Annotated in this window: 24 protein-coding genes; 15 read left to right on the forward strand and 9 right to left on the reverse strand. The window is 51.8% G+C overall.

The window, feature by feature from the left end:
• Positions 1-8 precede the first annotated feature (8 nt).
• Together C1752_RS08535 and C1752_RS08540 are read right to left on the reverse strand one after the other, a co-directional pair.
• On the reverse strand, positions 9-947 hold the full coding sequence (locus tag C1752_RS08535) for a DUF1822 family protein (protein WP_110985638.1): 939 nt from the start codon (positions 945-947) through the stop codon (positions 9-11).
• A 24-nt stretch (positions 948-971) separates the two neighbouring features.
• The gene (locus C1752_RS08540; RefSeq protein ID WP_110985829.1) at positions 972-1634 is read right to left on the reverse strand and encodes a sigma-70 family RNA polymerase sigma factor; all 663 of its coding nucleotides are present in this window, start codon (positions 1632-1634) and stop codon (positions 972-974) included.
• 369 nt (positions 1635-2003) lie between these two features.
• Between C1752_RS08540 and C1752_RS08545 the strand changes: the two genes are divergently transcribed.
• Both C1752_RS08545 and C1752_RS08550 read left to right on the forward strand, forming a co-directional pair.
• Positions 2004-2591, forward strand: coding sequence for a thioredoxin family protein (locus C1752_RS08545; protein WP_110985639.1), 588 nt, complete (start codon positions 2004-2006; stop codon positions 2589-2591).
• 163 nt (positions 2592-2754) lie between these two features.
• Positions 2755-3057, forward strand: a complete 303-nt coding sequence (locus tag C1752_RS08550; RefSeq protein WP_110985640.1) for a hypothetical protein — start codon at positions 2755-2757, stop codon at positions 3055-3057.
• On the opposite strand, the gene murG is transcribed toward C1752_RS08550, so the two are convergent.
• Positions 3049-4170 carry an undecaprenyldiphospho-muramoylpentapeptide beta-N-acetylglucosaminyltransferase gene (murG, locus tag C1752_RS08555; RefSeq protein WP_110985641.1) on the reverse strand — a complete coding sequence of 374 codons (1122 nt, stop codon included), beginning with the start codon at positions 4168-4170 and terminating at the stop codon, positions 3049-3051. The genes C1752_RS08550 and murG overlap by 9 nt on opposite strands.
• 173 nt (positions 4171-4343) lie before the next feature.
• Between murG and C1752_RS08560 the strand changes: the two genes are divergently transcribed.
• The 7 genes from C1752_RS08560 to C1752_RS08590 all read left to right on the forward strand — a co-directional run bounded on the left by C1752_RS08560 (position 4344) and on the right by C1752_RS08590 (position 11225).
• The gene (locus C1752_RS08560; RefSeq protein WP_146242306.1) at positions 4344-5255 is read left to right on the forward strand and encodes a DUF8623 domain-containing protein; all 912 of its coding nucleotides are present in this window, start codon (positions 4344-4346) and stop codon (positions 5253-5255) included.
• A gap of 4 nt (positions 5256-5259) precedes the next feature.
• Positions 5260-6042, forward strand: a complete 783-nt coding sequence (gene minC, locus C1752_RS08565) for a septum site-determining protein MinC (protein ID WP_110985643.1) — start codon at positions 5260-5262, stop codon at positions 6040-6042.
• Between the two features lie 117 nt (positions 6043-6159).
• Positions 6160-6954 carry a septum site-determining protein MinD gene (gene minD / locus C1752_RS08570; protein ID WP_110985644.1) on the forward strand — a complete coding sequence of 265 codons (795 nt, stop codon included), beginning with the start codon at positions 6160-6162 and terminating at the stop codon, positions 6952-6954.
• Between the two features lie 92 nt (positions 6955-7046).
• On the forward strand, positions 7047-7328 hold the full coding sequence (gene minE, locus C1752_RS08575) for a cell division topological specificity factor MinE (RefSeq protein ID WP_110985645.1): 282 nt from the start codon (positions 7047-7049) through the stop codon (positions 7326-7328).
• A gap of 235 nt (positions 7329-7563) precedes the next feature.
• Positions 7564-8943, forward strand: a complete 1380-nt coding sequence (locus C1752_RS08580) for a gluconeogenesis factor YvcK family protein (protein ID WP_110985646.1) — start codon at positions 7564-7566, stop codon at positions 8941-8943.
• A 90-nt stretch (positions 8944-9033) separates the two neighbouring features.
• Positions 9034-10623 (forward strand): glycoside hydrolase family 57 protein, encoded by a 1590-nt coding sequence (locus tag C1752_RS08585; RefSeq protein ID WP_110985647.1) that lies wholly within the window; start codon positions 9034-9036, stop codon positions 10621-10623.
• A 32-nt stretch (positions 10624-10655) separates the two neighbouring features.
• Entirely contained in the window at positions 10656-11225 is a 570-nt protein-coding gene (locus tag C1752_RS08590; RefSeq protein WP_110985648.1) for a Uma2 family endonuclease, read from the forward strand.
• Here the strand turns inward: C1752_RS08590 and C1752_RS08595 are convergent.
• Both C1752_RS08595 and C1752_RS08600 read right to left on the reverse strand, forming a co-directional pair.
• Positions 11222-11779, reverse strand: a complete 558-nt coding sequence (locus C1752_RS08595) for a DciA family protein (RefSeq protein ID WP_110985649.1) — start codon at positions 11777-11779, stop codon at positions 11222-11224. The two genes, C1752_RS08590 and C1752_RS08595, sit on opposite strands and share 4 nt — an antisense overlap.
• Before the next feature lie 10 nt (positions 11780-11789).
• Entirely contained in the window at positions 11790-12650 is an 861-nt protein-coding gene (locus C1752_RS08600) for a tetratricopeptide repeat protein (protein ID WP_110985650.1), read from the reverse strand.
• A 287-nt stretch (positions 12651-12937) separates the two neighbouring features.
• On the opposite strand from C1752_RS08600, the gene pyrH reads away from it, so the two are divergent.
• The 5 genes from pyrH to C1752_RS08625 all read left to right on the forward strand — a co-directional run bounded on the left by pyrH (position 12938) and on the right by C1752_RS08625 (position 17486).
• Positions 12938-13666: a UMP kinase gene (pyrH, locus tag C1752_RS08605; protein WP_110985651.1), complete on the forward strand. Its 729-nt coding sequence runs from the start codon at positions 12938-12940 to the stop codon at positions 13664-13666.
• 13 nt (positions 13667-13679) lie between these two features.
• Complete coding sequence (gene frr / locus C1752_RS08610; RefSeq protein WP_370664147.1) at positions 13680-14201, forward strand: ribosome recycling factor; 522 nt, start codon at positions 13680-13682, stop codon at positions 14199-14201.
• Positions 14202-14213: 12 nt separating this feature from the next.
• Positions 14214-15338: a geranylgeranyl reductase family protein gene (locus C1752_RS08615; RefSeq protein WP_110985653.1), complete on the forward strand. Its 1125-nt coding sequence runs from the start codon at positions 14214-14216 to the stop codon at positions 15336-15338.
• A gap of 65 nt (positions 15339-15403) precedes the next feature.
• Entirely contained in the window at positions 15404-16912 is a 1509-nt protein-coding gene (locus C1752_RS08620) for a TM0106 family RecB-like putative nuclease (protein WP_110985654.1), read from the forward strand.
• A complete protein-coding gene (locus C1752_RS08625) occupies positions 16902-17486 on the forward strand; it encodes a hypothetical protein (protein ID WP_110985655.1) in 585 nt (194 codons plus the stop codon). The genes C1752_RS08620 and C1752_RS08625 overlap by 11 nt, the downstream gene beginning before the upstream one ends.
• 54 nt (positions 17487-17540) lie before the next feature.
• On the opposite strand, the gene C1752_RS08630 is transcribed toward C1752_RS08625, so the two are convergent.
• The 4 genes from C1752_RS08630 to C1752_RS08645 form a co-directional block, all read right to left on the reverse strand.
• Positions 17541-18206 (reverse strand): response regulator transcription factor, encoded by a 666-nt coding sequence (locus C1752_RS08630; protein WP_110985656.1) that lies wholly within the window; start codon positions 18204-18206, stop codon positions 17541-17543.
• Entirely contained in the window at positions 18203-18919 is a 717-nt protein-coding gene (locus tag C1752_RS08635; RefSeq protein WP_158535044.1) for a sensor histidine kinase, read from the reverse strand. The genes C1752_RS08630 and C1752_RS08635 overlap by 4 nt, the downstream gene beginning before the upstream one ends.
• 119 nt (positions 18920-19038) lie before the next feature.
• A complete protein-coding gene (locus tag C1752_RS08640) occupies positions 19039-19782 on the reverse strand; it encodes a TVP38/TMEM64 family protein (RefSeq protein WP_110985658.1) in 744 nt (247 codons plus the stop codon).
• 371 nt (positions 19783-20153) lie between these two features.
• The gene (locus tag C1752_RS08645) at positions 20154-20516 is read right to left on the reverse strand and encodes a hypothetical protein (RefSeq protein WP_110985659.1); all 363 of its coding nucleotides are present in this window, start codon (positions 20514-20516) and stop codon (positions 20154-20156) included.
• 632 nt (positions 20517-21148) lie between these two features.
• On the opposite strand from C1752_RS08645, the gene C1752_RS08650 reads away from it, so the two are divergent.
• Entirely contained in the window at positions 21149-23845 is a 2697-nt protein-coding gene (locus tag C1752_RS08650; protein WP_110985660.1) for a GAF domain-containing sensor histidine kinase, read from the forward strand.
• The last annotated feature ends 23 nt before the right edge of the window (positions 23846-23868 follow it).

Consider the following 23868-nt stretch of genomic DNA (forward strand, 5'->3'; position numbering starts at 1 on the left):
CAATGGCGCTAGATAACAAACTGCTCCGTCACTGAGAAATCTCCCAGCATCACCTTGAGACTAAACCGCTCGCCTCGATGGCCGCTAAACTGAAGTTGAATATAGTCATCCGCACTCCTAGACCGGGCTTCCAAAACCGGCTCAGCCCCTTCGTCAAACACCACTAGCTGCAGATCAGCCGGAAGGTGGGCATCACTGGCCAAGGGATGAACCTGAACACAAAATAGGCGCTGATCTTGTCCAGGCTTGCAGTCCAGCACCAAGACCACCGGCGCTTGATTGGGCTTTAAAGAGAGCAGCTTTGCCCGCTGCACCTGCCCTTCGACAATCTGGACATCCATCGTTTCCGCCCGCCTAAAGCTCAGCGCCGGTTGAGATTGGCATAAAAGAGCATCAGCGGGTTGCCAGCCATCGGCAAAAAGGCCGCTAAACCAAAGTTCTAGCTGAGTCCAGGGCGATTTTATAGCAGGTGGGTTTAAGCTAAACTCGCTCAAATGAGCCAGCAAAGACTCCAGTGGCCTCAGTTGACCGAGCGGCAGATGTTCTGCAGCAACAGTGGGCGTAAACCCCAGCAGCCTCGCCTGACGCAAGTTCTCTGAAATTTGAACCACCAAATACCCAATTCGGTCAACCCAAACCTCAGGGGGGAGGTAGCAGACGTCTTCGTGACCTTGGACAGGCCGACACTCTAAGCGTCCTGAGGCCGCGACCTCCAAATCAGCGACGTTGCTACAGGCCCGTACGACGGGATTCCAGCTATCACCGGCATCCAGATCGCAGGGAATACCCATCATTTGCAGGTAGTCGTGGGTCACCCACACGGCTAAGGTGTTAAGACAAACCTGTTGGGCCTTATCGGGTGTGGCCTGCTGAGCCGAAAACGCTGCAGCCATCTGACGAGCAGCTGTGGTAATTGGCAGGACAAGAGACTGATCTTCAACTTGCATTAATGGGCCTAATAGAGACTCCTATTATAAATATCCTTGGCATTGCCCAAAGTTACGCAAGCGCGTGACACATTTTCTCTGATAGAAGCTACTCAAGGTAGAAACGGCAACACCAAACTCAGTCGACAGGTCTTCCCAGCTCGTTTCGGGCGGTAAACGACGGAGGATCAGAGCCTGACAGTTGACTTCAGGTCGATTCTGGACGTGGGTACTGCGCAGTTCCCCAGTGGCATCTAGCTCAGCCCAAGTGCGAGTGTCTTCTAGAATGGGCGGTACATCAGGGCTAGACGGGAGATTTTCGGTTATATCTTTCTGGCTGTTCATGCTTCCCGGTGGGGGAGCATAGGCAAACTTTTTTTGCTGGGTTTGTTTAGCAATGCGAAAATCCTGCAGCCGCCATTTCAGATAGCGATTGAGCCAAGTAATGACGCTACTGCGGTCGGGATCGTACCGCTGTCCAGTCCCTGCCTCACAGATATTCTGGCAGAAATAGATCCACATCTGCTGCTTGGCATCTTCGTAAAAAGGTGTGTTTTCGTGCCAGAGCTTCTGTGATTGCTCAATCAGCCGAATAATTTGAGTCAGACATTGCTGACGTTTAAAGTGACCAGGCGAGTATCGACGAGCTTCAGCTACAAGGGAGCGGATTTCCTCCTCGATAGTCCTGCGTTGTTCTGTCAGTTGCATACCATCACCGTTAGACAATGAACCAGTTAGTTTAGAAGATTGCAGTGGGTGAGGCATTGAACAAAAACGGTGTCAGATGGCGAGCGATTCAGTAAGCAGTGACGCGAACGTCAAGTTAGTGAACTGATGCCAGAAACACTGTCGTTCAACCCCGTTAGTGAATACAGTAATGAAGTGGCTTGAGTCTGCCAGTGAGATAAATCACACGCCGACTACAATTTTTCCCCTTTCTTAATTTCTCATGAGAGCTGATTTTGGACAATAGCAAGTCAGATGACAAGATATTCTAGCGATTGCTCCGTTTTTGTTCCTGTAAAGGAAAAATCGTAAGATTAGAGCAAATGCTGTCGTGTAGAGACTTAAAGCACAATGACACAGGATCAAATGACTCCCCCTACGGGGCCAGAAGACGTTGGCGATAGTCGATTAAGAAATCTTCTCATCGCTTTATCGGCTGCTGTGTTGGCGGTGGTGCTGTTTTTTGGCGTACGTGGTCAAACCCAAAGCCCATCGCTTACGGCTCTAGCGACAGCCTCTGTTCCCCTGGATACTGCGCTCGCCAACGGTCAGCCGACGCTGCTAGAATTTTACGCCGACTGGTGTACAAGCTGTCAGGCCATGGCTGCTGATATGGCAGCACTAAAGCAGCAGTATCAGGAGGTGAACTTTGTCATGCTTAACGTTGACAATACTAAGTGGCTTCCTGAGATTTCACGGTTCGGGGTCGATGGCATCCCACACTTTGTCTTTATCAATCGCTCAGGCGAGGCCTTAGCCAACGCAATTGGACAGCAGCCGCGAACAATCATGGCGGGCGACTTGACGGCCCTAGCGGCAGGTCAGGCACTACCGGAGCAGCAGCTTTCAGGCCAGGTTTCGATGTTCACTGCTGAGACCCAGCCTCGCGGGTCTGACGATCCTCGCAGCCACGGCGGACGCCCTGCTGGCGCACTGTGAGTTTGTAGACTAAGCCTGCAGACTTGCTCGGCTCGTCCTTCAGGTTCAGGGAATTTACGGTGGTCGCGCCCTAGGCTATTTACATATCTTAATAATATGCTTAATAGTTCATGGAGTTCGATCGCCATGAAATTTGTTGAGTTGCTGTTATGGAAGTTCACTGATGTCACCTGCTACCTTAGAGGCTGTAAAGTCCCATCCACCTAAGATTTTACGTTCTAGAAAAGCCTACCGTACCTGCCATATCTATGTGCCTGATTCTGCGGATCGTTTGGCTGCGATCTCAACTGGTTCACACCTTTATAGTTTTTTCCGGGCGTTGACCGATCGCGAAAAGGCAATCGCAGTGGTGACCAAGCTTTTTAAAAAAGGTGAGTCAACGGTGATAACCTGCACGCCTAAGGCCTACGTGATTTGGGTGCTAGAACCAGAGGCTAGCTTAAAGATGACTGTACGGTCAGCGTAGGTTCGCGGACTGGATAACTTCGCGGATCAGTTGGGCAAATTTTTCGGTACTGTCTGCAGTGGAGAGCTGTTGAGACTGGGCTGCCATCTCTTTGAGCTGGGGTTGCGATCGCAACAAGTCCAAAACCGTTTTTGTAAACAGCTCATCTGTGAGTTCAGCCTCACGGAACATCCGCGCAGCCCCCGCCTTCACAAAAATCTCGGCGTTGTATGCCTGGTGATCCTCCGCCGCATAGGGATAGGGAATCAGGATAGACGGCGTATGGGTGGTTGCTAATTCAGTTAGAGTGCCCGCTCCTGCACGGCTGATTGCTAGATTCGTTCGCTGTAGCAGTCCCGCCATATTGTCGCAGAACGGTATCGCTCGGTAGTGGGGGTGGGTAAAGCTATCCGCCTGATCATCTCGTTCCCCTGTCAGATGGACAATCCAGACCCCAGCCTCCAGCCAGGCAGGCGCACATTTACGCGCAAGCCGATTCACCGCCACCGCGCCCTGGCTTCCCCCGGCCACCGTCATCAACAGCACATCATCAGGGATATCAAAATCCAGCGGCGTGGGTGACATGAAATTTGCCCGTACCGGTGTTCCCACTGTCACTGCGTTTGCTTTGGGTAAATACTGGGTCGTCGCCTCAAACCCCAGGGCCACGACGCTACACCAGCGGCTAAACCAACGCGTTACCTTTCCCGGCAATACATTAGACTCATGCAAAATGCTCGGCAAACCTAGAGATCGGGCCGCGATGATCGCAGGTGCCGCAATATACCCTCCAGTCGTGATCACACCCTGGAACTGGCCCTGCTGGAGCAGTCGCCGCGTTTGGCGAATAGACCGCACTAGCTTACTCAGCACAATTCCCGTCTTCGGCCCCAGGCGAGTCTGGAAACCCTCCATCGGCACTTGAACAAGGGGGTACTTTGACGGCAGCAAACTCGTCTCTAGCCGATTGTTAACGCCCAGCCAAGTGATGTCGTAGCCCTGTGCCTCTAGCGCCTCTGCTGCCGCTAATGCCGGGTATAAATGCCCCCCTGTGCCACTGGCTGCGACCAAAAGCTTAATCGGCGAGGCTGGAACTGTCTGACCTGAATTTAAGTCTGGAGCATCAGTGGGCATAGTAGCGGCTTCAAGCTTTAAACGCTAGGTTACTCTTAAAGTGAAAATGCTGAAATATCAAAAAGACCTAGTGATTGTATCAAGCATCTGACCTCCTGATGATGGGTTCTGCCTAGGGATTTCGCAAGCTCTTTTTGAATTTCACTTCTGCTGGTTGTTTCTGGACATCTCGTATGCACGACTCCGCGATCAAGTCACGTTCTTTCAAATCGCTTCTGCCTCTACAAAGCAGTCTAATCGCGGCGGTCTTGGGAGCTACGACTTTGATGTCAGGTGGCGTGGCTTTTGCCCAAAGTGACGTAGAGCAGCCTGCACCTTCACCTGAGGTTATTGAACCTGCGGCAGAAACAGCGCCTCGCGTTCAAGTCCCCGAAGATGTTGCCAAGACTTTAGCGGCCATGGATAGCGCGGCTACTGATCAGCAACTGAAGCGCCTGCTGCGTTTCTACAGCTCAGAATTTACCCACAGCGACGGTCTGACCCGTCAGTCTCTCAGAACAGTGGTAAAGGCCTTCTGGGACGAGCATCAAGATTTGAACTATAAAACCGATGTGCTGGCTTGGGAAGCAGACCCAAAAGGGGGCGGCATCGCAACCACCCAAACCACGATCACTGGCCTTCGCTCGGTGGAAGATCAGGAGATGAAGCTAACGGCTACGATCCAGTCTCGCCAGCGCTGGCGAGACGATCAGATGCTAGAGCAGACCATTATTGCTGAACAAAGTCAGCTCACAAGCGGCGAGAACCCCCCTGCCATTACCGTGAATCTGCCAGAACAGGTGAAAGTGGGCGGCACCTTTAACTTTGACGTCGTTGTGGACGAGCCCTTAGATAAGCGGCTGCTCTTAGGAACCGCTATTGAAGAAGAGATCTCGCCTGAACGATATTTAAAGCAGCCCAACCTCAAGCTTGAGCTGCTGCCCGCAGGTGGTTTGTTTAAAGTGGGAAAAGCCCCGAAAAAGCCAACTAGCGAGTGGATTTCAGCTGTCTTAGTCCAGGATGGAGGGATGGTTGTCATCAGTCGTCGTTTGACGGTGGTTAAGCAAACAGCGGATACTAAGCAATCCCTACTATTAACGCCATAAAACTATGACTTCAGAGCAGTCGGGTGCTGCCACTCCATTCCCCTTACCGCAGGAGGGGAACGGCGATTACTCTCTGCAGGTCCATTTCAAGACAGAACGTGACTGTCTCACACTCTTCATTCCACCGCCGTCGGCAACAGCGCTGGATTGGTTAGAACTGTGGCAGCAGCTACAGCAGCGGCTGGACGCGGGCAAGCGATTCTGGAATACAATTACCCCCGTGAACGTGGTAGTGGGCGATCGACTCATTGATGGAAGACAGCTACAGCAGCTAGCGACGGCACTTTCGGCAGTTAACCTACAGTTACAGTGTCTGCACACGAATCGTCGGCAAACCGCAGTTGCCGCCGTCACAGCAGGGTATTCCGTCGAGCAGCAGTCTCCCATTTTGCCGCTGTCTCAATCACCTCTGGCTCGATTCCGCAAAACGCCATCCGAGCCGTCGGTGGTGGAACCTCTGTATTTACAAACGACACTTCGTTCAGGTAACGAAGTCCGCCATCCCGGAACCGTCGTGATTTTGGGCGATCTCAATCCCGGCAGTGCGGTGATTGCAGATGGCGATATTTTAGTATGGGGGCGTCTTCGAGGCATGGCCCATGCGGGAGCCGGGGGCAACCGACAGTGTCGGATCATGGCGCTACAGATGGAGCCTACCCAGCTCCGGGTCGCTGAACTCGTGGCCAGAGCACCGGAGAACCCACCAACCTACTTCTATCCAGAGGTCGCCTATATTGAAGAGGATCGGATCCAAATCACGCGGACGACTGACTCCCCTAAGAAATAATAGCCTGTTCGCAAAACAGGAAGGCAACGACTAGACCCGTCGGCCAATTTCAGCTTAAGGTATTAGTGATTTTGGCAAACGCCCGTTCAGATTAGCAGTTGTGATGGTCTCGGTTTTATGGGTCGAATTATTGTAGTGACCTCCGGTAAGGGAGGGGTTGGTAAAACCACTTGTTCCGCTAATTTGGGCATGGCACTGGCTCGAGCGGAGCATTCCGTTGCCCTGATTGATGCTGACTTTGGGCTACGTAACCTCGACCTACTCTTGGGTTTAGAAAATCGCGTTGTTTATACGGCCCTAGAGGTCTTAGCGGGCCAATGTCGTCTTGAGCAAGCGCTGGTTAAAGATAAGCGGCTCAAGGATTTAGTGCTTTTGCCTGCGGCGCAGAATCGCAATAAGGACGCGGTGACACCGGAGCAAATGAAGCAGTTAGCCTATGCACTGACCAAGAAATATGACTTTGTCTTAATTGACTGCCCTGCAGGCATCGAAATGGGCTTTCAAAATGCGATCGCTGCCGCCGATGAAGCAATTGTGGTCACCACGCCCGAAATTTCTGCGGTTCGAGATGCAGATCGGGTGATTGGTTTGCTAGAAGCTAGCCGGATTCCCTCAAAGCTGATCGTTAACCGGATCCGCCCAGCGATGGTCCAGGCCAACGACATGATGTCTGTAGCAGACGTGCAGGAGATTTTGGCGATTCCGCTGTTGGGGATTGTTCCAGACGATGAGCAGGTGATTGTCGCCACCAATCGAGGCGAGCCTTTAGTGTTATCTGAAGAGATAACGCTAGGGGGGACAGCGCTACGAAATATAGCCCAGCGGATTGAGGGAAAAGAGGTTGAGTTTTTAGACTTGAATGCGGCCTATGACACACTCTTTGCCCGAATAAAAAGAATGTTTCGCAAGTGAGTTTGCCCTTCTGCAGACGACAGACCTGCCCATGTGTTAGGGTCTGACCAAACCTGGTTTTTTGCCCCGCTTATTGTTGCAGATCGAATCCCATGCTCAACGACATTCTGGAACGACTCTTCCTTGGCTCAGACATCAATAATACGAGTCGCGAGGATGTTAAAGGTCGCTTAAAGCTTGTACTGGCGCATGATCGGTCTAATTTATCGCCAGAAATGCTGGAATCCATGCGTCGAGATATTTTAGAGGTGGTCTCGCGCTACGTTGAGCTTGATCCAGAGGGATTAGAGGTTGCGCTTGAATCTGATCAACGAGCCACGGCTCTCATTGCTAATCTGCCAATCCGCCGCATCAAGGCTCAGCCACAGCCTTGACGCCCTCATAGATCTCGTCTATCTACCTCTATTCGTCGAACACAGCAGGATGAAAGAGAGACTACGGGTTGAAACGCAGCATCTCAAGTGCTTGAACCATCAATGAAGTGTCATGATAAAGCTGATAAGCTGTTGTAACTGCTCAGCTCTAGCCCTTGGCATGGATTTAGTTCTGTCCCAATTTTCTAAATGTCACCTGGGTGTTAAGCTGTCGTTTTTGCACCGATAGCCCTCTATGGCGTCCCCAAAACGCGCAGTGCTGCGCTTCAAAACTCGTTCTGCACCAAAGTTCTCAGGCCGCTTGGGGAGGTCATTTAAGTGGTTATCTCCGGGGCTATCGGTTAAACGATGGCTGTTTTTGAGTGCGCTGGGTGTGCTTCTCATTAGTCTGGGCCTTGCCATCTCGGTTCGGCTGACGCCCATTTTCTTTGTGATTCAGATTCTGCAAACCCTTCTGAGACAAATCGCAGGGGTGATTCCGCGCTACGTGAGCGGGCCGCTGGTGATTCTTGGGGGCATGCTGTTAGTTTGGTGGGGGCAAACGCGCACGCTGGGGTCAATCACAGAAGTCTTGATGCCAGAAAGCCAGGATGAGCTGGTTGATCGCCTCCTGGCTCATCGGCGTTTAAATCGTGGGCCGAAAGTCGTGGTGGTGGGGGGCGGCACGGGTCTATCTACGATGCTGCGCGGTTTAAAGGACTACAGCTCTAATATCACAGCAGTGGTGACGGTGGCTGACAATGGTGGTTCTTCGGGGCGACTACGGCGAGAAATGGGGGGGCTGCCTCCGGGGGACATTCGCAACTGTCTGGCAGCGCTGGCAGACCGCGAGAAGTTGATCACAGAGCTATTTCAATATCGCTTTGAGGCCGGGAATGGTTTGGCTGGCCATAGCTTTGGCAATTTATTCTTGACGGCGATGAATGAAATTACCGATAGCTGGGAATATGCGATCGCAGCTAGTTCCCAGGTATTAGCCATTCGCGGGCAGGTGTTACCTGCAACCTTGAGTGATGTGGCATTGTGGGCCGATCTTGAAGATGGACGTCGCATTGATGGCGAATCACAGATTACGGCGGCGAAGGGAAATATCGTCAAGATTGGCTGTACGCCGACTTCGCCACCGGCCTTGCCCAGTGTTCTTGAGGCGATTCAAGAGGCAGATTTGATCGTGCTAGGACCTGGGAGTCTTTACACCAGCATCGCTCCGAACCTGTTGGTGCCTGAGATAGTAGATGCGATCGCAAGTCGTAAGATCCCGCGCATCTACGTTTGCAATATCATGAGCCAACCCGGCGAAACCGATGGCTATAGCGTTTCCGACCACATTAAAGCCTTGGATGCCGTCTGCGGCAAGCGGATCTTCGATGCCGTCCTCGTGCAAAAAAAACAGCCCTCAGCTCTGGCTCTAGCACGCTATGCCAAAGAAGAATCTCACCCGATCATGGTAGACCAACGCAACCTTGTCCATCTGGGCTGCCGCGTCATTCTCGCCAACGTCATGAATGAAGATCCCACCACCCAATATGTTCGTCATAGCTCACAGCGACTTGCACGGGTGATTCTGCGTTGGTACGACCGCGTCCACACCCTAGGGCAGCGGCCTCGGAAATAACATCCGCTAGCCAAGCGTCTCCCCCATTGTTTAAGATTGTCTTCAGATTTCCCGGCTCTCGACCCTATCCTTTGCCCACAGGAACACCTCATGACGCTTGGTTACCTTGCCCTGGTTTTACATGCCCATCTGCCATTCGTGCGTCACCCAGAAAGTGACTTTGTCCTTGAAGAAGAATGGCTATTTGAGGCGATTACAGAGACCTATGTCCCGCTTCTGCAGGTCTTTGAAGGGCTAAAGCGAGACGGCATCGACTTCAAAATCACCATGAGCATGACTCCGCCTCTGGTGTCCATGTTGAGGGATCCACTGCTGCAGCAGCGCTATGACGAGCACCTCGCAAAGCTAGAAGAACTAGCAACCCTAGAAGTTGAACACAACCTTCATAACGAGCACCTCCGCTATCTTGCCCAGCATTACGTCGATGAATTCCATGAAGTTCGCCAAGCTTGGGAAAACTACGATCGCGATCTGGTCGGTGCCTTCAAAAAATTCCTCGACAGCGGCAATTTAGAAATTATTACCTGCGGGGCAACCCACGGCTATTTACCGCTCATGAAAATGTATCCCCAAGCCGTGTGGGCACAGATTCAGGTAGCCTGTGAACATTACGAGCAGAACTTTGGGCGTCCCCCCAAGGGCATTTGGCTACCTGAGTGTGCCTACTACGAAGGTTTAGAGCGCCAGCTTGCCGATGCCGGCCTGCGATACTTCTTGATGGATGGACACGGCCTGCTCTACGCACGTCCTCGGCCGAAATTCGGAGCCTACGCCCCCATCTTCACAGAAACCGGCGTTGCCGCCTTTGGCCGCGATCATGAATCATCACAGCAGGTGTGGTCCTCAGAGGTCGGCTATCCCGGCGCCCCTGAATATCGAGAATTTTATAAAGATATTGGCTGGGAGTCGGACTACGAATATATCAAGCCCTACATCATGCCCAACGGTCAACGCAAAAACGTGGGCATCAAATATCACAAAATTACCGGGCGCGGTGGTGGGCTCAGCGATAAAGCCCTTTACGACCCCTACTGGGCCAGGGAGAAAACCGCTGAACATGCCGGTAACTTCATGTTTAACCGCAGCGAGCAGATCCATAAGCTCAACGGCATTATGGGTCGCCCTCCCATTGTTGTCTCTCCCTATGATGCCGAGCTGTTTGGACACTGGTGGTACGAAGGACCGTGGTTCATTGATTACCTCTTCCGCAAGTCGTGGTATGACCAAGGGGTTTACACCATGACTCACCTTGCAGACTACCTGCGCGAGCACCCAAATCAGCAGGTTGCCCGTCCCTCCCAGTCAAGCTGGGGCTATAAGGGGTTTCATGAATATTGGCTCAATGAAACAAACACTTGGATCTACCCACACCTACACAAAGCTGCGGAACGGATGATCGAATTGGCTCACATCGAACCAGCGGATGACCTGCAGTGGCAGGCACTCAACCAGGCAGCAAGAGAGCTGCTGCTGGCACAATCATCAGACTGGGCTTTCATTATGCGAACCGGCACGATGGTGCCCTATGCCGTGCGGCGGACTCGCTCTCATCTGTCTCGATTCCATAAGCTCTATGACGAGATCAAGCAAGGTAAGGTTGACGCGGGCTGGCTAGAAAAGGTACAGGCGATGGATAATATTTTCCCTGAGATTAACTATCGCGTTTATCGTCCTATCTAAGGCTGCACTTGCCGATTTGGTAGAGTAGATGAATGATATCATCAGCCCGGTCTCTCACACTTAAGGCTTTCCTAGAAAGGCTAGAGATTGAAGCGTCGCCCGCTTGGGAATACATTGACGGCAAGGTCGTTCAGAAGCCAATGCCTCAAATTCATCATTCGCGTCTCCAGCTCAAGCTTGCCAGCACAATTGAGTCGGCCGATGACCAGTTAGTCGCATCCTTTCCAGAGCTGCGCTGTACATTTGGGGAGCGCTCGGTCGTTCCTGATATTGTTGTGCTGACGTGGCAGAATATTCCCTTAACAGTTTCGGGTGAGCTAGAAGATGGCGCTATTTCTTTCGCTCCTGACTGGGTGATTGAGATTTTGTCGCCGGATCAAAAGCAAACAAAAGTAATCGATAACGTTCTACATTGCTTGACCCACGGCAGCCGTCTCGGCTGGCTAATCGATCCAGAGGAGCGGGCAATCGTAGTCTTTCAGCCTCAGCAAGAACCTAAAATTTATCGTAGTGACCAGTCACCGATTGTCCTAGCAGAGCTTGACCTCAACCTCACGGCCGCTCAGATTTTTAGTTGGCTAAACATGAAAAGATCGACTTAAATCTCTGATCGAACGTCGTTTTCCTTGGGGCGGACAGCACAAAGACAACAGACCGACCACCGCTGCAGTTCTGCTGGGGGCGTTGCACAGTGACATTGGGGACAGGATGGGTATTTCTGAGACTGAGCTTTGACGCGCTCTGACCACCGCAGAAAAACTTCCTGATGACTCGTCACAGCTTTGGGGCTTACGGCATTATCTGGACCCATCACCAGTGATTGTGGAGTCCAAGGCTTGGCGGACTGCGAATGCGTGCTGCGCGACCGCCACTGGCTTGTAGAGAAGCGAATATCAGTCAGGGGTTTGTTGAGAAGAGCATTGAGCTTTGCCAGAAGACGCTGTCGTTCAAAAGCGAGGTTTTGTGCCCAAACTGCACTGGAAGTTGCGACAAATAAAACCTGCTGTGAGTTGATTTGGGTCGGCTGTGCCTGAGCCGCAACGACGGAGCCAACAACTTCAGCCCAGGCATGCTGTAGTTTGCCGAACTCGCGCTGCTGTTTCCACTGCGCTTTACGCAGCGTTCCGAGAACGCGATCAACAGGTTCTAGAGCCATGGGTCAATTATTAGGAAATGGGCTGTAGCGCCAGGAATTTATCGAGGGCGCTCACAATCTTAGGAGGCCAGCGCCGCACTTGAGTCACCCATTCGATATCGCGGTAGCGGCGGTCTAAGCCGACGGCAGAAGCCCAATTGCTTTCAGCTTCACCCGTTTGCCCTTCAGCCCAGAGTGCTGCCGTTAGAGCTGCTCTCATATCGGCAAACTGCGGATACTTCCGCACTAAATTTTTCATGGTGCGGATCGCTTCTTGCGTGTCTTCTACTTGGTAAAGGGCAAGGGCATAGTTGGCGCGCGCAAAGGCGAAGTCAGGCGCAAGTTCGGCAGCATGTTGATATTCTTCAACGGCAGTTTCCCAGTTACCGAGTCCGGCATTGGCGTTGCCGAGGTTGTTATAGGCGACCGGATCTTGATCGTCAATTTCTAAAACGTGATTGTAATCTGCGATCGCATCTTTCCATTGCCCCAATCCTTCTTGCGCCACACCGCGATTGAGGTAAGGATCTGGCTGATCAGGGGCAATTTCGATGGCGTGGTTATAGTCTGAGACCGCATCTTCCAGCTTATTTTGACTGACCCTCGCATTTCCTCGATTGCTCCAAAGAGCGGGGTTCACAGGCTGCTGCTCTAAAAGCCGGGTCCAATAGGTCTCAGCCGTCGCGAAATCACCCACATTAGTAGCCTCTAGCGCCTGATCAAAAAGGGCGTCGAGATCTGCCTCTGAAACCTCAGCAGACGGGCCAGGAACGGCAACGGCAACAGATTCCCCCACAGGCGTCGCAAACAAGAGAATGAGAGACACCACCAATCCCATCAGCAGCGATCGCAACGTTTGCAGTGGATAACAGATTTCGGCTGAAGTCTTCATGCCAAGAGAACCCTTCTGACGCTAACGTTACTCACTCTAAACGATAGCCTGAGAATCGTGCAGCCGGTGAGCATCACATGACTCCTGACCCAGTGTGATCCACAGACAACGTTGACAGCCCATCATCAAGCAGATCGTTGAAGGACCTGACTTTACTTGGTTCTCGACACTGCCAACTCCCATTTTTGGTCCCCTGACACCCCGAAGTTTTTGAGGCAGAAGTTCCCGCTATCGCCGTTATCCTGCTATCTTAAGTGGGGAGAATTTGATCATCACAGGGCAACTGCATGGGGCGAACGTACAAGCGGGTCTTGCTAAAACTGAGCGGGGAAGCTCTTATGGGGTCTCTCCCCTACGGCATTGATCCCGCCGTTGTGCAGAGCTTCGCAGCAGAAATTGCCGATGTCGTCGCCAAAGATATTCAAGTTGCCATCGTCGTCGGAGGCGGAAATATCTTCCGGGGCGTTAAGGGGGCTGCCGGCGGCATGGACCGGGCCACCGCCGACTACATTGGCATGATCGCTACGATCATGAACGCAATGACGCTCCAGGATGCCTTAGAACAGATTGAAGTGCCCACCAGAGTCCAAACCGCCATATCAATGCAAGAAATTGCTGAACCCTATATCCGGCGGCGGGCTATGCGGCACCTTGAACGAGGGCGAGTGGTGATTTTTGGCGGCGGTTCGGGCAATCCATTTTTTACCACCGACACAACGGCAGCTCTGAGAGCCGCAGAGATTGATGCCGAAATTATTTTTAAAGGGACGAAAGTTGACGGCGTCTACGATAGTGACCCAAATACAAATCCCAACGCTCGGCGATTCAAAAGTCTCACCTACAGCCACGCGCTTACCCACGATATTGGGGTGATGGACAGTACCGCGATCGCACTGTGCAAAGACAATGACATCCCTATTTCCGTTTTTGCTCTATCCGTCAGCGGCAACATTCGCCGCGCCCTGATGGGGGAAACCATTGGCACCTTTGTAGGAGGTTCATGTGACATTAGCTGAGACAGATGACTTAATGAAGAAGGCCGTTGAAGCAGCGCGGCGGTCTTTTAATACCATTCGCACCGGGCGAGCGAATCCTTCTCTGCTCGATCGGATCATGGTGGACTACTATGGTGCACCCACCCCTTTGAAGTCGTTGGCGACCATGAGTACCCCTGACGCTAGCACGATCACGATTCAGGCCTTTGATGCTACCAGTCTAGGAGATATTGAGCGGGCGATCTCAATGTCAGATGTGGGACTGGTGCCCAACAATGATGGCAAGATTATTCGTCTCAATATTCCGCCGCTCACGGAAGAGCGCCGCCAAGAGTTTGTCAAAATGGCTTCGAAGCTAGCGGAAGAGGGTAAGGTCTCGGTTCGCAACATCCGCCGTGATGCGGTCGATGATGCTCGAAAGCAAGGCAAGAGCGGTGACCTATCTGAAGACCAAGCTCTCGATCTTCAAGATTCGATCCAGAAGCTAACAGATAAGTATTCAACAGAAATTGATAAGCTCCTAGCGGCCAAAGAAAAAGAAATCCTGACAGTTTGACGCTGTTTATCTATGTACGATTGCATCATTGTGGGAGCCGGACCTGCCGGTGGCACTGCCGCCTATCATCTGGCAAAGCGGGGTCGTTCGGTCTTGGTCTTAGAGAAAGAGTCTTTACCGCGCTATAAGCCTTGCGGAGGAGGCGTTTCCCCAGTAGTGGCCCAGTGGTTTGACTTTGACTTTTCACCCGCGATTTCTTTGCGAGTGAAGACCATCCGCTATACCTGGAATATGGGTGATCCGGTGGAGGCTGAGCTGCATACACCGGAGCCGATTTGGATGGTGCGTCGGGATCTGTTCGATCACTTTTTAATTCAGAAGGCCCAGGAACAAGGGGCGGAGCTGCGTGAACAGACAGAGGTCAAAGGCATTGAGTTCAAGAGCGATCGCTGGCAGGTTGACACCGCCAACGGTCCAGTAGAAGCGCGCTACCTGATTGCGGCCGACGGTGCCAAGGGGCCAATGGCGCGATGGCTCGGTTTTAAAGAGCGCAAGCGTCGGATTGGCGGAGCCTTAGAGGCCGAAGCCATAACCCCAATCGAAAATCCGGAAACGGCCCATTTTGAGTTTGGGATGGTTAAAAACGGCTATATCTGGAATTTTCCGAAGGCGGACGGCTATTCCATCGGCATTGGTGCCTTTCGCGGAGGGCTATCCCAAAACTTGAGAGAGATCGTCACCGAGTATTCCACGATGTTTGGCGTCGACTTTACCTCTATTAAGCAGCATGGCCATCCCCTCTGTTTGTGGGAAGGAAATCAGAAACTGCATACGCAGCAGGCATTGCTGGCGGGCGAAGCGGCCTGTGTCGTAGACCCGTTTACGGCAGAAGGAATTCGCCCCTCTATGTTTAGTGGTCTCAAGGCTTCTGAGGCCATTGATCTAGCCTTGAGCGGTGACATCGATGCACTGGAGCGCTATACCGCTGTGATTAGTGAAGAGTGGGGGGCTGATATGGCTTGGGCACAGCGACTGGCCGGGGTCTTCTATCGCGTTCCGGGACTGGGATATAAGATTGGTATTAAGCAGTCAAGCGCCACCCGGCGCATGGGGCAAATCCTCTCAGGTGAAGCACGCTACGGCGATGTCGCGGAAAGTGCGATTAAGAAGCTCAGTCGTGGCTTAATCGGTGGCTAATCCCAGCGATGTGTACAGGATTTGCTAGGATTTGCACAGATTAGATTCTGTCACGTCGAGAATGCATGTTGCTCACTGCCCGACAGTTATTGAGTTTTCAACGCTGTCATCGTCAAACCTATCTCGACGCCTTTGGTGATCTGCAAAATAAGGCAGAGCCTAGTGACTTTTTGACAAAGCTGAGGCAAGACAAAGCGCAGCACCAACAGGAATTTTTAGCTAACTACACGTACGAGAGACCCAATTACCCTGCACGAGACTGGATCGCGGGTGCCCAAGCAACTCTAGAGCTGATGCAGGCGGGCGTTGAACAGATTCATCGAGGCGTCCTGCGGGTTGAGTCTGACATCGATTTAGTCTCCGTTGCGATCCCCGACCTGCTAACTAAGGTACCCGGGGATTCTTTCTTTGGGGGCTGGCAGTATGTCCCGACATCGATTCAGTTGAGTAAGCGTCCGAAGCTGGAGTATCAGCTACTGGCAACGTTTCAGGCGCAGGTGCTGGCTGACTGCCAGGGGGTTTGGCCCGAGGTGGCTTATCTCTATCTGCGCGAACGCGGCTGGTATACGGTGGATCTAGAGAAAAATCGGCCGAAGCTAGCGGACCTCCTTTCTGAGCTGCTGACGATGCTGCGACAGCAGCAGGAGCCAGAGGCGTTTATTGTTAACAATCGCTGTAGCCTATGTGGTTGGTATGAACCTTGTTATGCGATCGCAAAGTCTCAAAAACACCTATCGCTCATCCCTGGCATTACCCCCAGTCGCTATCCGATTCTACAGGCCCACAATCTGACAACAACTGAGGCGATTGCAGCCATTGAGCCGTTTGATCTACAGGCTCTAACAGGTTTTAGCAAAGATGTATCCGTGAAGATGGTGCATCAGGCCCAGGCGTTTGTTCAGGATCAGCCAGTCACGCTGGCCCTGCGCCCACCGGGGTATGATCTGCCTTTGCCGACGGCGATGGTTGAACTCTATTTTGATATTGAAGCGGAACCGAGCCTAAATCTGGCCTATCTCCATGGCGTATTGGTCATCAATCGCCAAACCCAGGAGCAAACCTTTTATCCGCTGTTGGCTCAAACCCCAGAAGAGGAACAGCGGGTCTGGGAAGATTTCTTAGCGTTAGTACAGCGCTACCCCAATGCACCCATCTTTCATTTTTGCGCCTACGAGGTGCAAACGGTGGAGCGGCTAGCTCGTCTATATGACACCCCTATGCCGATGATTGAGACGCTGCTGGAGCGGTTTGTCGATCTCCACATTTGGGTCACTAAAACCGTTGTCTTACCGATTGAAAGTTATACGCTGAAGCTAATTGCCCGCTGGATCGGGTTTGAATGGCGCAACTCAGAGGCCAATGGCGCGCAGTCGATTTACTGGTATAGTCAGTGGCTAGAAACTTGCGATCGCACCTTCTTAGAAACCATTTTGATATACAACGAAGACGACTGCCGTGCCACCTACGCGGTCAAAGAATGGCTGACGATCTTTCTAGAGCAGCAGGCAACATCAACGAACGGGCAACAGCCTCTTATCTCTGACTTTGCAACCACAGACCCCCATGAAATATAGGCTTCTGCCCCTCCTCTTTGCCGTCACTTTGGGCATCAGTAGCTGTCGCTCAGAACCCACAACCATTGAAGTTACTGCGCCTGCCCCCAATCCCACGCCTGCGATTGCCGGTGAAGTCTTAGTGAGCGACCAGGGCATTGTGCAGCTCAACCGCCCGCAAGGTTGGACCGATCAGCTGGCAGAGGAAGATACCTTAAATCTAAAAATGTCGAATGAATCGGGCGATGCGCATTTAACCTTGCAAACTCGCGCAAAAAAAGACTTGCCTCAATTCAGTCTCGAAAAATTTGCAAAAATGGGGCGAGAAGCTGGTCTCCAGACAATGACAGATCTCAAGATTACAGGGCCAACAGAGGTCACATTGGTCAATGGATATCCCGCGATTCAGTATCAATTTCAGGGAAAAGTTGAGGGCGCTGAGACGGTGCTGCTACATACGGTCATTGAGTCTCCCAGTTACTTCCACCAGATTTTGGCTGGCTCCTCTGGGTTTGGCTTCGAGCGGCATCAGCCAACCCTGCAAAAAATTATTCAGACCTTCCAGGAGGTGCCTGTTACCGCGTCCGGACAGTAGCACACCAGAACGGGGCAAAACCCTATTATGAACTGATTCGTTGCAGGTAGTCCTTCAACGTAAAATGTAGCCGTACCCTCTGACGGTATGAATTAAGCGTCGCGGATTGTGCTGCTCTAGTTTTTTCCGTAGATGAGAGATATAGACGTGGATGAGGTTGTAGTTTTGCTGGTGTTCATAGTGCCAGACCTCTTTGACGATTTGCGATCGCGATAATACGCTTTTCGGGTTTCTCAGAAAATACGTCAGCAAGTCAAATTCCTTCACGGTCAACTCAACCCGTTGAGTGCCCTGCAGCACTTCACGGGACTCAAGGTTGAGCGCCAAATCTGAATATCGGAGTACCTGTGGATTCTGAAAACTTCGGAGACGAGTTCTGACTCTCGCCAACAGTTCTTCAACCCTAAAGGGCTTTACAAGATAGTCATCAGCCCCTGAATCTAGACCTGCGACTCGATCTGCAATGCAGTTTCTGGCCGTCAGTAGAATAATGGGCACTTTGCTACCCGTCTGCCGCAGACGACGACAGAGCTCTAACCCCGAAAGGCACGGCAGCATCCAATCTAAAATTACAAGATTGGGGTCAAGCTGACGCACGCCCATCAGGCCCGACATCCCGTCATTGCACACGGTGACGCCGTAACCCGCTGACGTTAGCTCTAAATTCAAAAACTGTGCTAGACGCGGCTCATCTTCAACCAATAGAATTTGTGAACTCATATCGACGGTGCAGGGAGTTGGACAGAAACCCGCGTGCCAGACTGCAGCGTTGATTCAATATGAAGCTGTCCACCGTGATCTTCGACAATTTGCTTCACAATCGCAAGGCCAAGGCCACTGCCAGAGGGTTTCGTAGTGAAAAAGGAGGTTGTCAAATGGGGCAGTGCCTGAGGTGAAATGGGGAGACCCCAGTTATGAACCTGAATACGAACCGCATTGTCTGCTGCAAGAGGTACAACCTGCCACGTAATCTCATCTTCTACTGGAGAAGCTTCGCAAGCATTGGTGAGTAAATTGATCATCACCTGCTTGAGTTTGTCTGCGTTGCCCAACAGACTAATAGGCTCAGGAGCTGGAATGAAGACAATCTTTCGATCAGCTATTTTGGGCATCATCTGGATTAGCTCTAAAAAATTTGTCATTAAAGCATTTACTTCTAGAGCTGAGTACTCTAGTGGGTAAGGTTTTGCATATTGCAGAATTTCATTGAGCAAGTGCTGCAGTCGATCGGCCTCTTCTAGGGCTAAGTTCAACCGCTGCTGCGAGGTCTCTGGCAAATTGAGATTTTCAAATGACTGCAGCGCCATCAAAATAGTGGTCAAAGGATTACGCACCTCATGAACAATCATCGCGGAGCGTTCGCCAATTTTAGCGAGGCGTGATTGGGGCTGCTGGGTAATACTCTGCAGTAATTTATCAATATCAGATGTCACTGAGCTCTCTGTTACTCCAGTCTTCATCGATGAGAATGGGCTGTCACTAGGTTTGAAGGCAGACCTCCCATGTGTCCTGCGGTGTACCGTTGGAGAATCGGTGAGACTATCTGCAAACGTCATGACCTTACCTTCATCTTCGAAACGACTTCGGTTTCAGGGACAGCTTCTTGGAGAGCCTTGCGGGCAATACGGGTGACGTAGAGGGTCACAGCAACGGTGGCAATAAAGCCGATAATGCGAATAGCCCACTGCACTGTGGGATCAGTGGGCTGATCTTCAGCCCCAATCATCGCGATGCTACCTGCCAACGAGCCAATATAGACATACATAATGGTGCCGGGAATCATGCCAACACAGCCTAAAATGTAGTCCCGAAAGGAAACCCCTGTGACGCCTAGCCCGTAGTTAAGTAGGTTGAAGGGAAAGATAGGGGACAGCCGAGTCAGCAAGACAATCTTGAAACCTTCTCGGCCAACGGCTTGATCAATGGCGTTGAACTTAGCATTGCCCGCAATGCGTTTTGAAACCCAACCTCTTGCCAGGTAGCGACCAATCAGAAAGGCCAGTGAAGCCCCTAATGTTGCGCCAATAAACACGCAGATTGATCCTTGAATCACGTCAAAGACAACGCCCGCGCCCAAGGTCAGAACAGAACCCGGCAAGAATGCGATGGTTGCAATGACATAGATGGCGATAAAGGCAACAAATCCAAGGGTCCCTAAGCTATCCACCCACTCAAGGGATGTCCGCAGCAGTGCCTGGGGGTTGAAGCTAGCAGCATTGCCCTGAGCCAATGCGGGTGCAATGATCAGGATATTCGCAATCAGGGCTAATCCGAAGAGTCTCTGTATCTTATGCATCGCTCTCTATAAGATTAGGGATGGTCGAGAATCTGGCGCTTGGCCCCCAGCGTCTGACGGGTAGAGGCCGACTCGGCTTGGTAATCGACTGCAGCGCTTGCTTTGCCCCCACGCCTGTCCATAACCTCTGCCGAGCAAAGGCGTTGAACAGCAGACGACTCTAGGGGAAAGAGCAAAAAGTAGTGAAGATGATGCCGCTCAAGTCTGATGCCATCAAGGATGGAGTGGACTTTGCGATCGCACTTCTATCTCCGGCATGAAGTTGAGCCGCAAAAAAACAACAGCATGATACGCGACCCAACCGGGCAAAGACAGCAGCGCCAACATCAACCAACGCTGCAATCAGAAGGGGTCATGGCCACTAGCAGACGCTAGCGATCATTCCTGAAGGGTGGGTTTCTGGGGTCTAGCATATCCAGGATTTTGGCAGATATTTTATTGCTTTCATCCAGCATTTCTTGAGCGAGTTGCTTGATGTCAGGGTCATCAGACGTCAAAGACTCCGAGGCCATATCTGCGACCTCCATTTGCATCACCAGCATTTCCATTAGCTGTTTACGTCGCTGGTGAGCCGGACTGATTTCCTTGCGAAAAGGAGAGGCAATCAAAAGGCCTGATTTTGGCAAATTAGATGTATGGGAAGGCCTCTTTTGTAGCGGTGCAGCACCTGCAGGAGCGGCGAAACACATAGCCATAACCGCAGCAATGGAGCTGAGTCTGTAGGGAAAAGACATTTTCATACCTCACTTAGATAATCTGATAGCAGCTTTGCAGGCAATTTACCTGCAAGAACTGCTGCACTCTAGCCCTAATCTGGATACCCTGATTCAGGGCGTAAAGTAATCAAAACTCACTCTTGATTGAACGTCATTTTCAATAACGCACCATCACATTAGCCTCCGTCCCTTGCTAACGGTCTTTTAGAATTCTGCAGAAACTAACAAAATCTTGCAGTTTTCGAATGTCTTTAATCCATTCGGAAAAACGAAACATTTCAAAAATGTCATCGAAGCTACATTTTTTAGCTTTTTTGATAAATTCAATACTTTATAGCTTGACGCCTTACCCAGAAACCATGATTTCTTCCGGGCCAGGGTTTTCTCGCTTCTCCCATTCACCGTGCAGAGGATGTTTGAAAAAGATTGACTTCCCTGCATCAGCCCCCTAGATCCCCTGTCCGAGGGGACGCAATATGGGGCTAGGGCAAAGTCAAATGGCCCAAATCAGAGAGTTATAGACACAGCAGTCCTGATTGAGAAGAGATAGAACACTTTCTCTATCTCTTCTGTGGGAGTTGCGGCCATTGTGAGCCTATAGTAGGGATACTTACATGAGGTGAGTGTCAATCCTCTACCGAATCGAATGTATGGTGACTCACAGAGCTGAGAGCAGCACTTCAGATCACGGCATCCTACAGCCCCCTCATCAGAGAGGCATTCTCACCAAAACACTCCTCGCCTTAGGAGGATACGGCTTATTTCTCATCGTCACGCTAGCGGGGGGGGGGTATTACATTGGCCGCAGTCTAGAACAGATGAATCGCTCAGTGATTGAATTTGATCGCCTCAGCCAAGATATTAAAAATGTAGATGAGTATTTTATTCGTCAGGCAAAAGATCGAAAAAACCTGTTTCTGCGCGGTCGAAACCCGAAGGATCTCGATAAATATTGGGGCCATATCAATGAGATGACTGAGAAAATTAATACTCAGGTTGATGTTGTCTTAGAGAATCCTTTATCGAAACCCTACCAGACAGAGCTGCAGACCTTCATGAGCGATCACACGCAACTGATGACGGTCTATCAAGAAGGATTCAATATTTTTCAAGAAACCCAAAAGCAGACGGCAGGCGATCAGTACGTGAGAGGACAGGGGAGCGATGTTGGGGCAGAATTGACGCAAATACTGGCGCAAATTAAGGCCGATCGGCAGCAGCTCGTCCTTGAGAAAGAGCAACATATGCAGCAGTTTCTAGTGGTGAGCACGGGGGGCTTAATTTTAGTCATCGTTACTTGCTCTGGACTGCTGGCAACAATCATTACCGATCCCATTCGTCGCGTGGTTCGCTTTACGCGATTTCTAGAAGAGCGCCATTCTGCACGGCAGGCCAGCCAAACCGTATTCGATCACGATGGGCTAGATGTTGCGGGTCATCCATTCGCAACAGAGTTAGACCAAACTTATCATCCTGCAGAAGGGTATCAGCAGGATGAGATTGGCTATATGTTTGAGACCTACAGTAAATTGGCTGGCATCATTAGCAACTATAACCACCAGCTTCGCGTGCGTGATGGTCTTCTCAACTGCGTCAATGTCGCGGCTCAATGTTTGGTCGCTAACGAAGATCTGACCGTTGCCCTCCCGGCAGTGTTGAAGATTTTGGGAGAGGGAACGGGGCAATGTCGCGCCTATATCTTGCAAAACCTGCATGATCAGCAAACCGACAACCTACTGTTCGACCTCACCCTAGAGTGGGATGCGCCGAACGTCTCGACGAAGCGCGAAGCTGGGGGGCGGTTCCCGGTGCCCATCAAAACATTTCCAGATCGACTCACGGCACCGCTTAAGGCAGGATGTGCGACACAGTTTTTAGCGTCTGAATTGGATGGCCTGAAGGAACGAGAACAAGGTCAAGCGCTTTCGTTAGTCGGCGTTCCCATTACGGTTGCCGGGGAGTGGTGGGGCCTACTCGGCCTTGATGACTGCGTAAAGGAACGGGTCTGGAGCCAGGCTGAAATTGCGGTATTGGAAGCGGCGGCGACCTCTATCGGTACGGCTCTGGAGCGAGACCGCGCTCGTCAAACTCGCGAAGCGTCTGAACGAGAGGCGCTGATGGCTTGCGAACGGGCGGCTCGGGCGGCGGAACTAGAAGCCGCAAATCACATTCTATCGGTGCGGGAACGCTGGCTAGAGACGACGGCGGCGGCGGCACACGATCTGCTGTCTACGGTGAATGTTGATGCTAGCGTCAATGCGGCGCTGCAGAGGATTGGAGAAAATTTGGGTTGTGATCGCATCGTGGTCATGCGCCACCTCCCGGACCCCAACACCCTGGGCACCATGCGAACCATTTATGAATGGGATGCCCCCAACATACATTCTCAGCTTCATCATCCTGACCTCAGAGACATCTCAAGTGCGGGTTTAGAGAACTGGTTTACTCGGCTTATGTCAGGCCAATGGGTGGGGGGCATGATTGATGCTGACGCAGACGATCCCCTCAGCCTGACAATGAAGGCGTTAGGTGTGAAGTCAACCTACACGGTTCCGGTTTTGGTTGACGAACAGTTCTGGGGGGTGATGGCCCTCGACCACTGCCATGAAGCCAAGCATCTGAGTTTGTCTGAGGTGGCGGTCTTCAAGACCGCCGCCACCTGCGTTGGCAGCGCCATCTGTCTCGACCACATGAGACGCGATCATGAACAGGTTGAACGCAGTGCCCTACTCAGCGAAGAACGCAACCGTCTGGCCCGCGAAATTCACGACACGCTAGCCCAAGTCTTTACCGGCGTTTCGCTGCAGCTTGAAGCGGCCAAGGGCATTCTGACCCAGCAACCGACTCAGGCTGAAACTCACATCAACCAGGCCAGTGACCTTGCCCGTCAGGGCTTGTCAGAAGCACGTCGTTCAGTCCGTGCCCTCCGCTCTCAAGCCTTGGAAAGCGATACCCTTGCTGAGGCGCTGCAGAAAACCCTGTGCGAGATGACCCAGGGCACAGTCATTCATTCCCAATTTCAACAGCGGGGGATGCCATACCCGCTCGCGGATGACGTGCAGCTCAACCTGCTCCGCATCGGCCAGGAGGCAATTACGAATATTCTCCGTCACGCCCAGGCCCAAACCCTGATGCTCACCCTGACCTTTGCACCTGAGCACATCAGTCTTTGCATCGTTGATGATGGCATCGGTTTTGATCCGCAATCTAGGACAAATGTGACGGGGTTTGGCTTGATTGGCGTTCGAGAGCGGGTGGCCCACTTCGACGGTCATGTTCAACTCATCAGCAGCCCGGGTCACGGCACTCAGCTTGAAGTCACGATGCCCCTAGCTGTTAAGGTCTAGAGACAATCGTTGTCTAAGGAAAG

The sequence above is a fragment of the Acaryochloris thomasi RCC1774 genome (assembly GCF_003231495.1).
Classification (GTDB): domain Bacteria; phylum Cyanobacteriota; class Cyanobacteriia; order Thermosynechococcales; family Thermosynechococcaceae; genus RCC1774.

Coding starts and splice junctions, on each gene's coding strand:
- C1752_RS08535 (WP_110985638.1), bottom strand. CDS start 947: ATGCAAGTTGAAGATCAGTCTCTTGTCCTGCCAATTACCACAGCTGCT.
- C1752_RS08540 (WP_110985829.1), bottom strand. CDS start 1,634: ATGCAACTGACAGAACAACGCAGGACTATCGAGGAGGAAATCCGCTCC.
- C1752_RS08545 (WP_110985639.1), top strand. CDS start 2,004: ATGACACAGGATCAAATGACTCCCCCTACGGGGCCAGAAGACGTTGGC.
- C1752_RS08550 (WP_110985640.1), top strand. CDS start 2,755: ATGTCACCTGCTACCTTAGAGGCTGTAAAGTCCCATCCACCTAAGATT.
- murG (WP_110985641.1), bottom strand. CDS start 4,170: ATGCCCACTGATGCTCCAGACTTAAATTCAGGTCAGACAGTTCCAGCC.
- C1752_RS08560 (WP_146242306.1), top strand. CDS start 4,344: ATGCACGACTCCGCGATCAAGTCACGTTCTTTCAAATCGCTTCTGCCT.
- minC (WP_110985643.1), top strand. CDS start 5,260: ATGACTTCAGAGCAGTCGGGTGCTGCCACTCCATTCCCCTTACCGCAG.
- minD (WP_110985644.1), top strand. CDS start 6,160: ATGGGTCGAATTATTGTAGTGACCTCCGGTAAGGGAGGGGTTGGTAAA.
- minE (WP_110985645.1), top strand. CDS start 7,047: ATGCTCAACGACATTCTGGAACGACTCTTCCTTGGCTCAGACATCAAT.
- C1752_RS08580 (WP_110985646.1), top strand. CDS start 7,564: ATGGCGTCCCCAAAACGCGCAGTGCTGCGCTTCAAAACTCGTTCTGCA.
- C1752_RS08585 (WP_110985647.1), top strand. CDS start 9,034: ATGACGCTTGGTTACCTTGCCCTGGTTTTACATGCCCATCTGCCATTC.
- C1752_RS08590 (WP_110985648.1), top strand. CDS start 10,656: ATGATATCATCAGCCCGGTCTCTCACACTTAAGGCTTTCCTAGAAAGG.
- C1752_RS08595 (WP_110985649.1), bottom strand. CDS start 11,779: ATGGCTCTAGAACCTGTTGATCGCGTTCTCGGAACGCTGCGTAAAGCG.
- C1752_RS08600 (WP_110985650.1), bottom strand. CDS start 12,650: ATGAAGACTTCAGCCGAAATCTGTTATCCACTGCAAACGTTGCGATCG.
- pyrH (WP_110985651.1), top strand. CDS start 12,938: ATGGGGCGAACGTACAAGCGGGTCTTGCTAAAACTGAGCGGGGAAGCT.
- frr (WP_370664147.1), top strand. CDS start 13,680: ATGAAGAAGGCCGTTGAAGCAGCGCGGCGGTCTTTTAATACCATTCGC.
- C1752_RS08615 (WP_110985653.1), top strand. CDS start 14,214: ATGTACGATTGCATCATTGTGGGAGCCGGACCTGCCGGTGGCACTGCC.
- C1752_RS08620 (WP_110985654.1), top strand. CDS start 15,404: ATGTTGCTCACTGCCCGACAGTTATTGAGTTTTCAACGCTGTCATCGT.
- C1752_RS08625 (WP_110985655.1), top strand. CDS start 16,902: ATGAAATATAGGCTTCTGCCCCTCCTCTTTGCCGTCACTTTGGGCATC.
- C1752_RS08630 (WP_110985656.1), bottom strand. CDS start 18,206: ATGAGTTCACAAATTCTATTGGTTGAAGATGAGCCGCGTCTAGCACAG.
- C1752_RS08640 (WP_110985658.1), bottom strand. CDS start 19,782: ATGCATAAGATACAGAGACTCTTCGGATTAGCCCTGATTGCGAATATC.
- C1752_RS08645 (WP_110985659.1), bottom strand. CDS start 20,516: ATGTCTTTTCCCTACAGACTCAGCTCCATTGCTGCGGTTATGGCTATG.
- C1752_RS08650 (WP_110985660.1), top strand. CDS start 21,149: ATGGTGACTCACAGAGCTGAGAGCAGCACTTCAGATCACGGCATCCTA.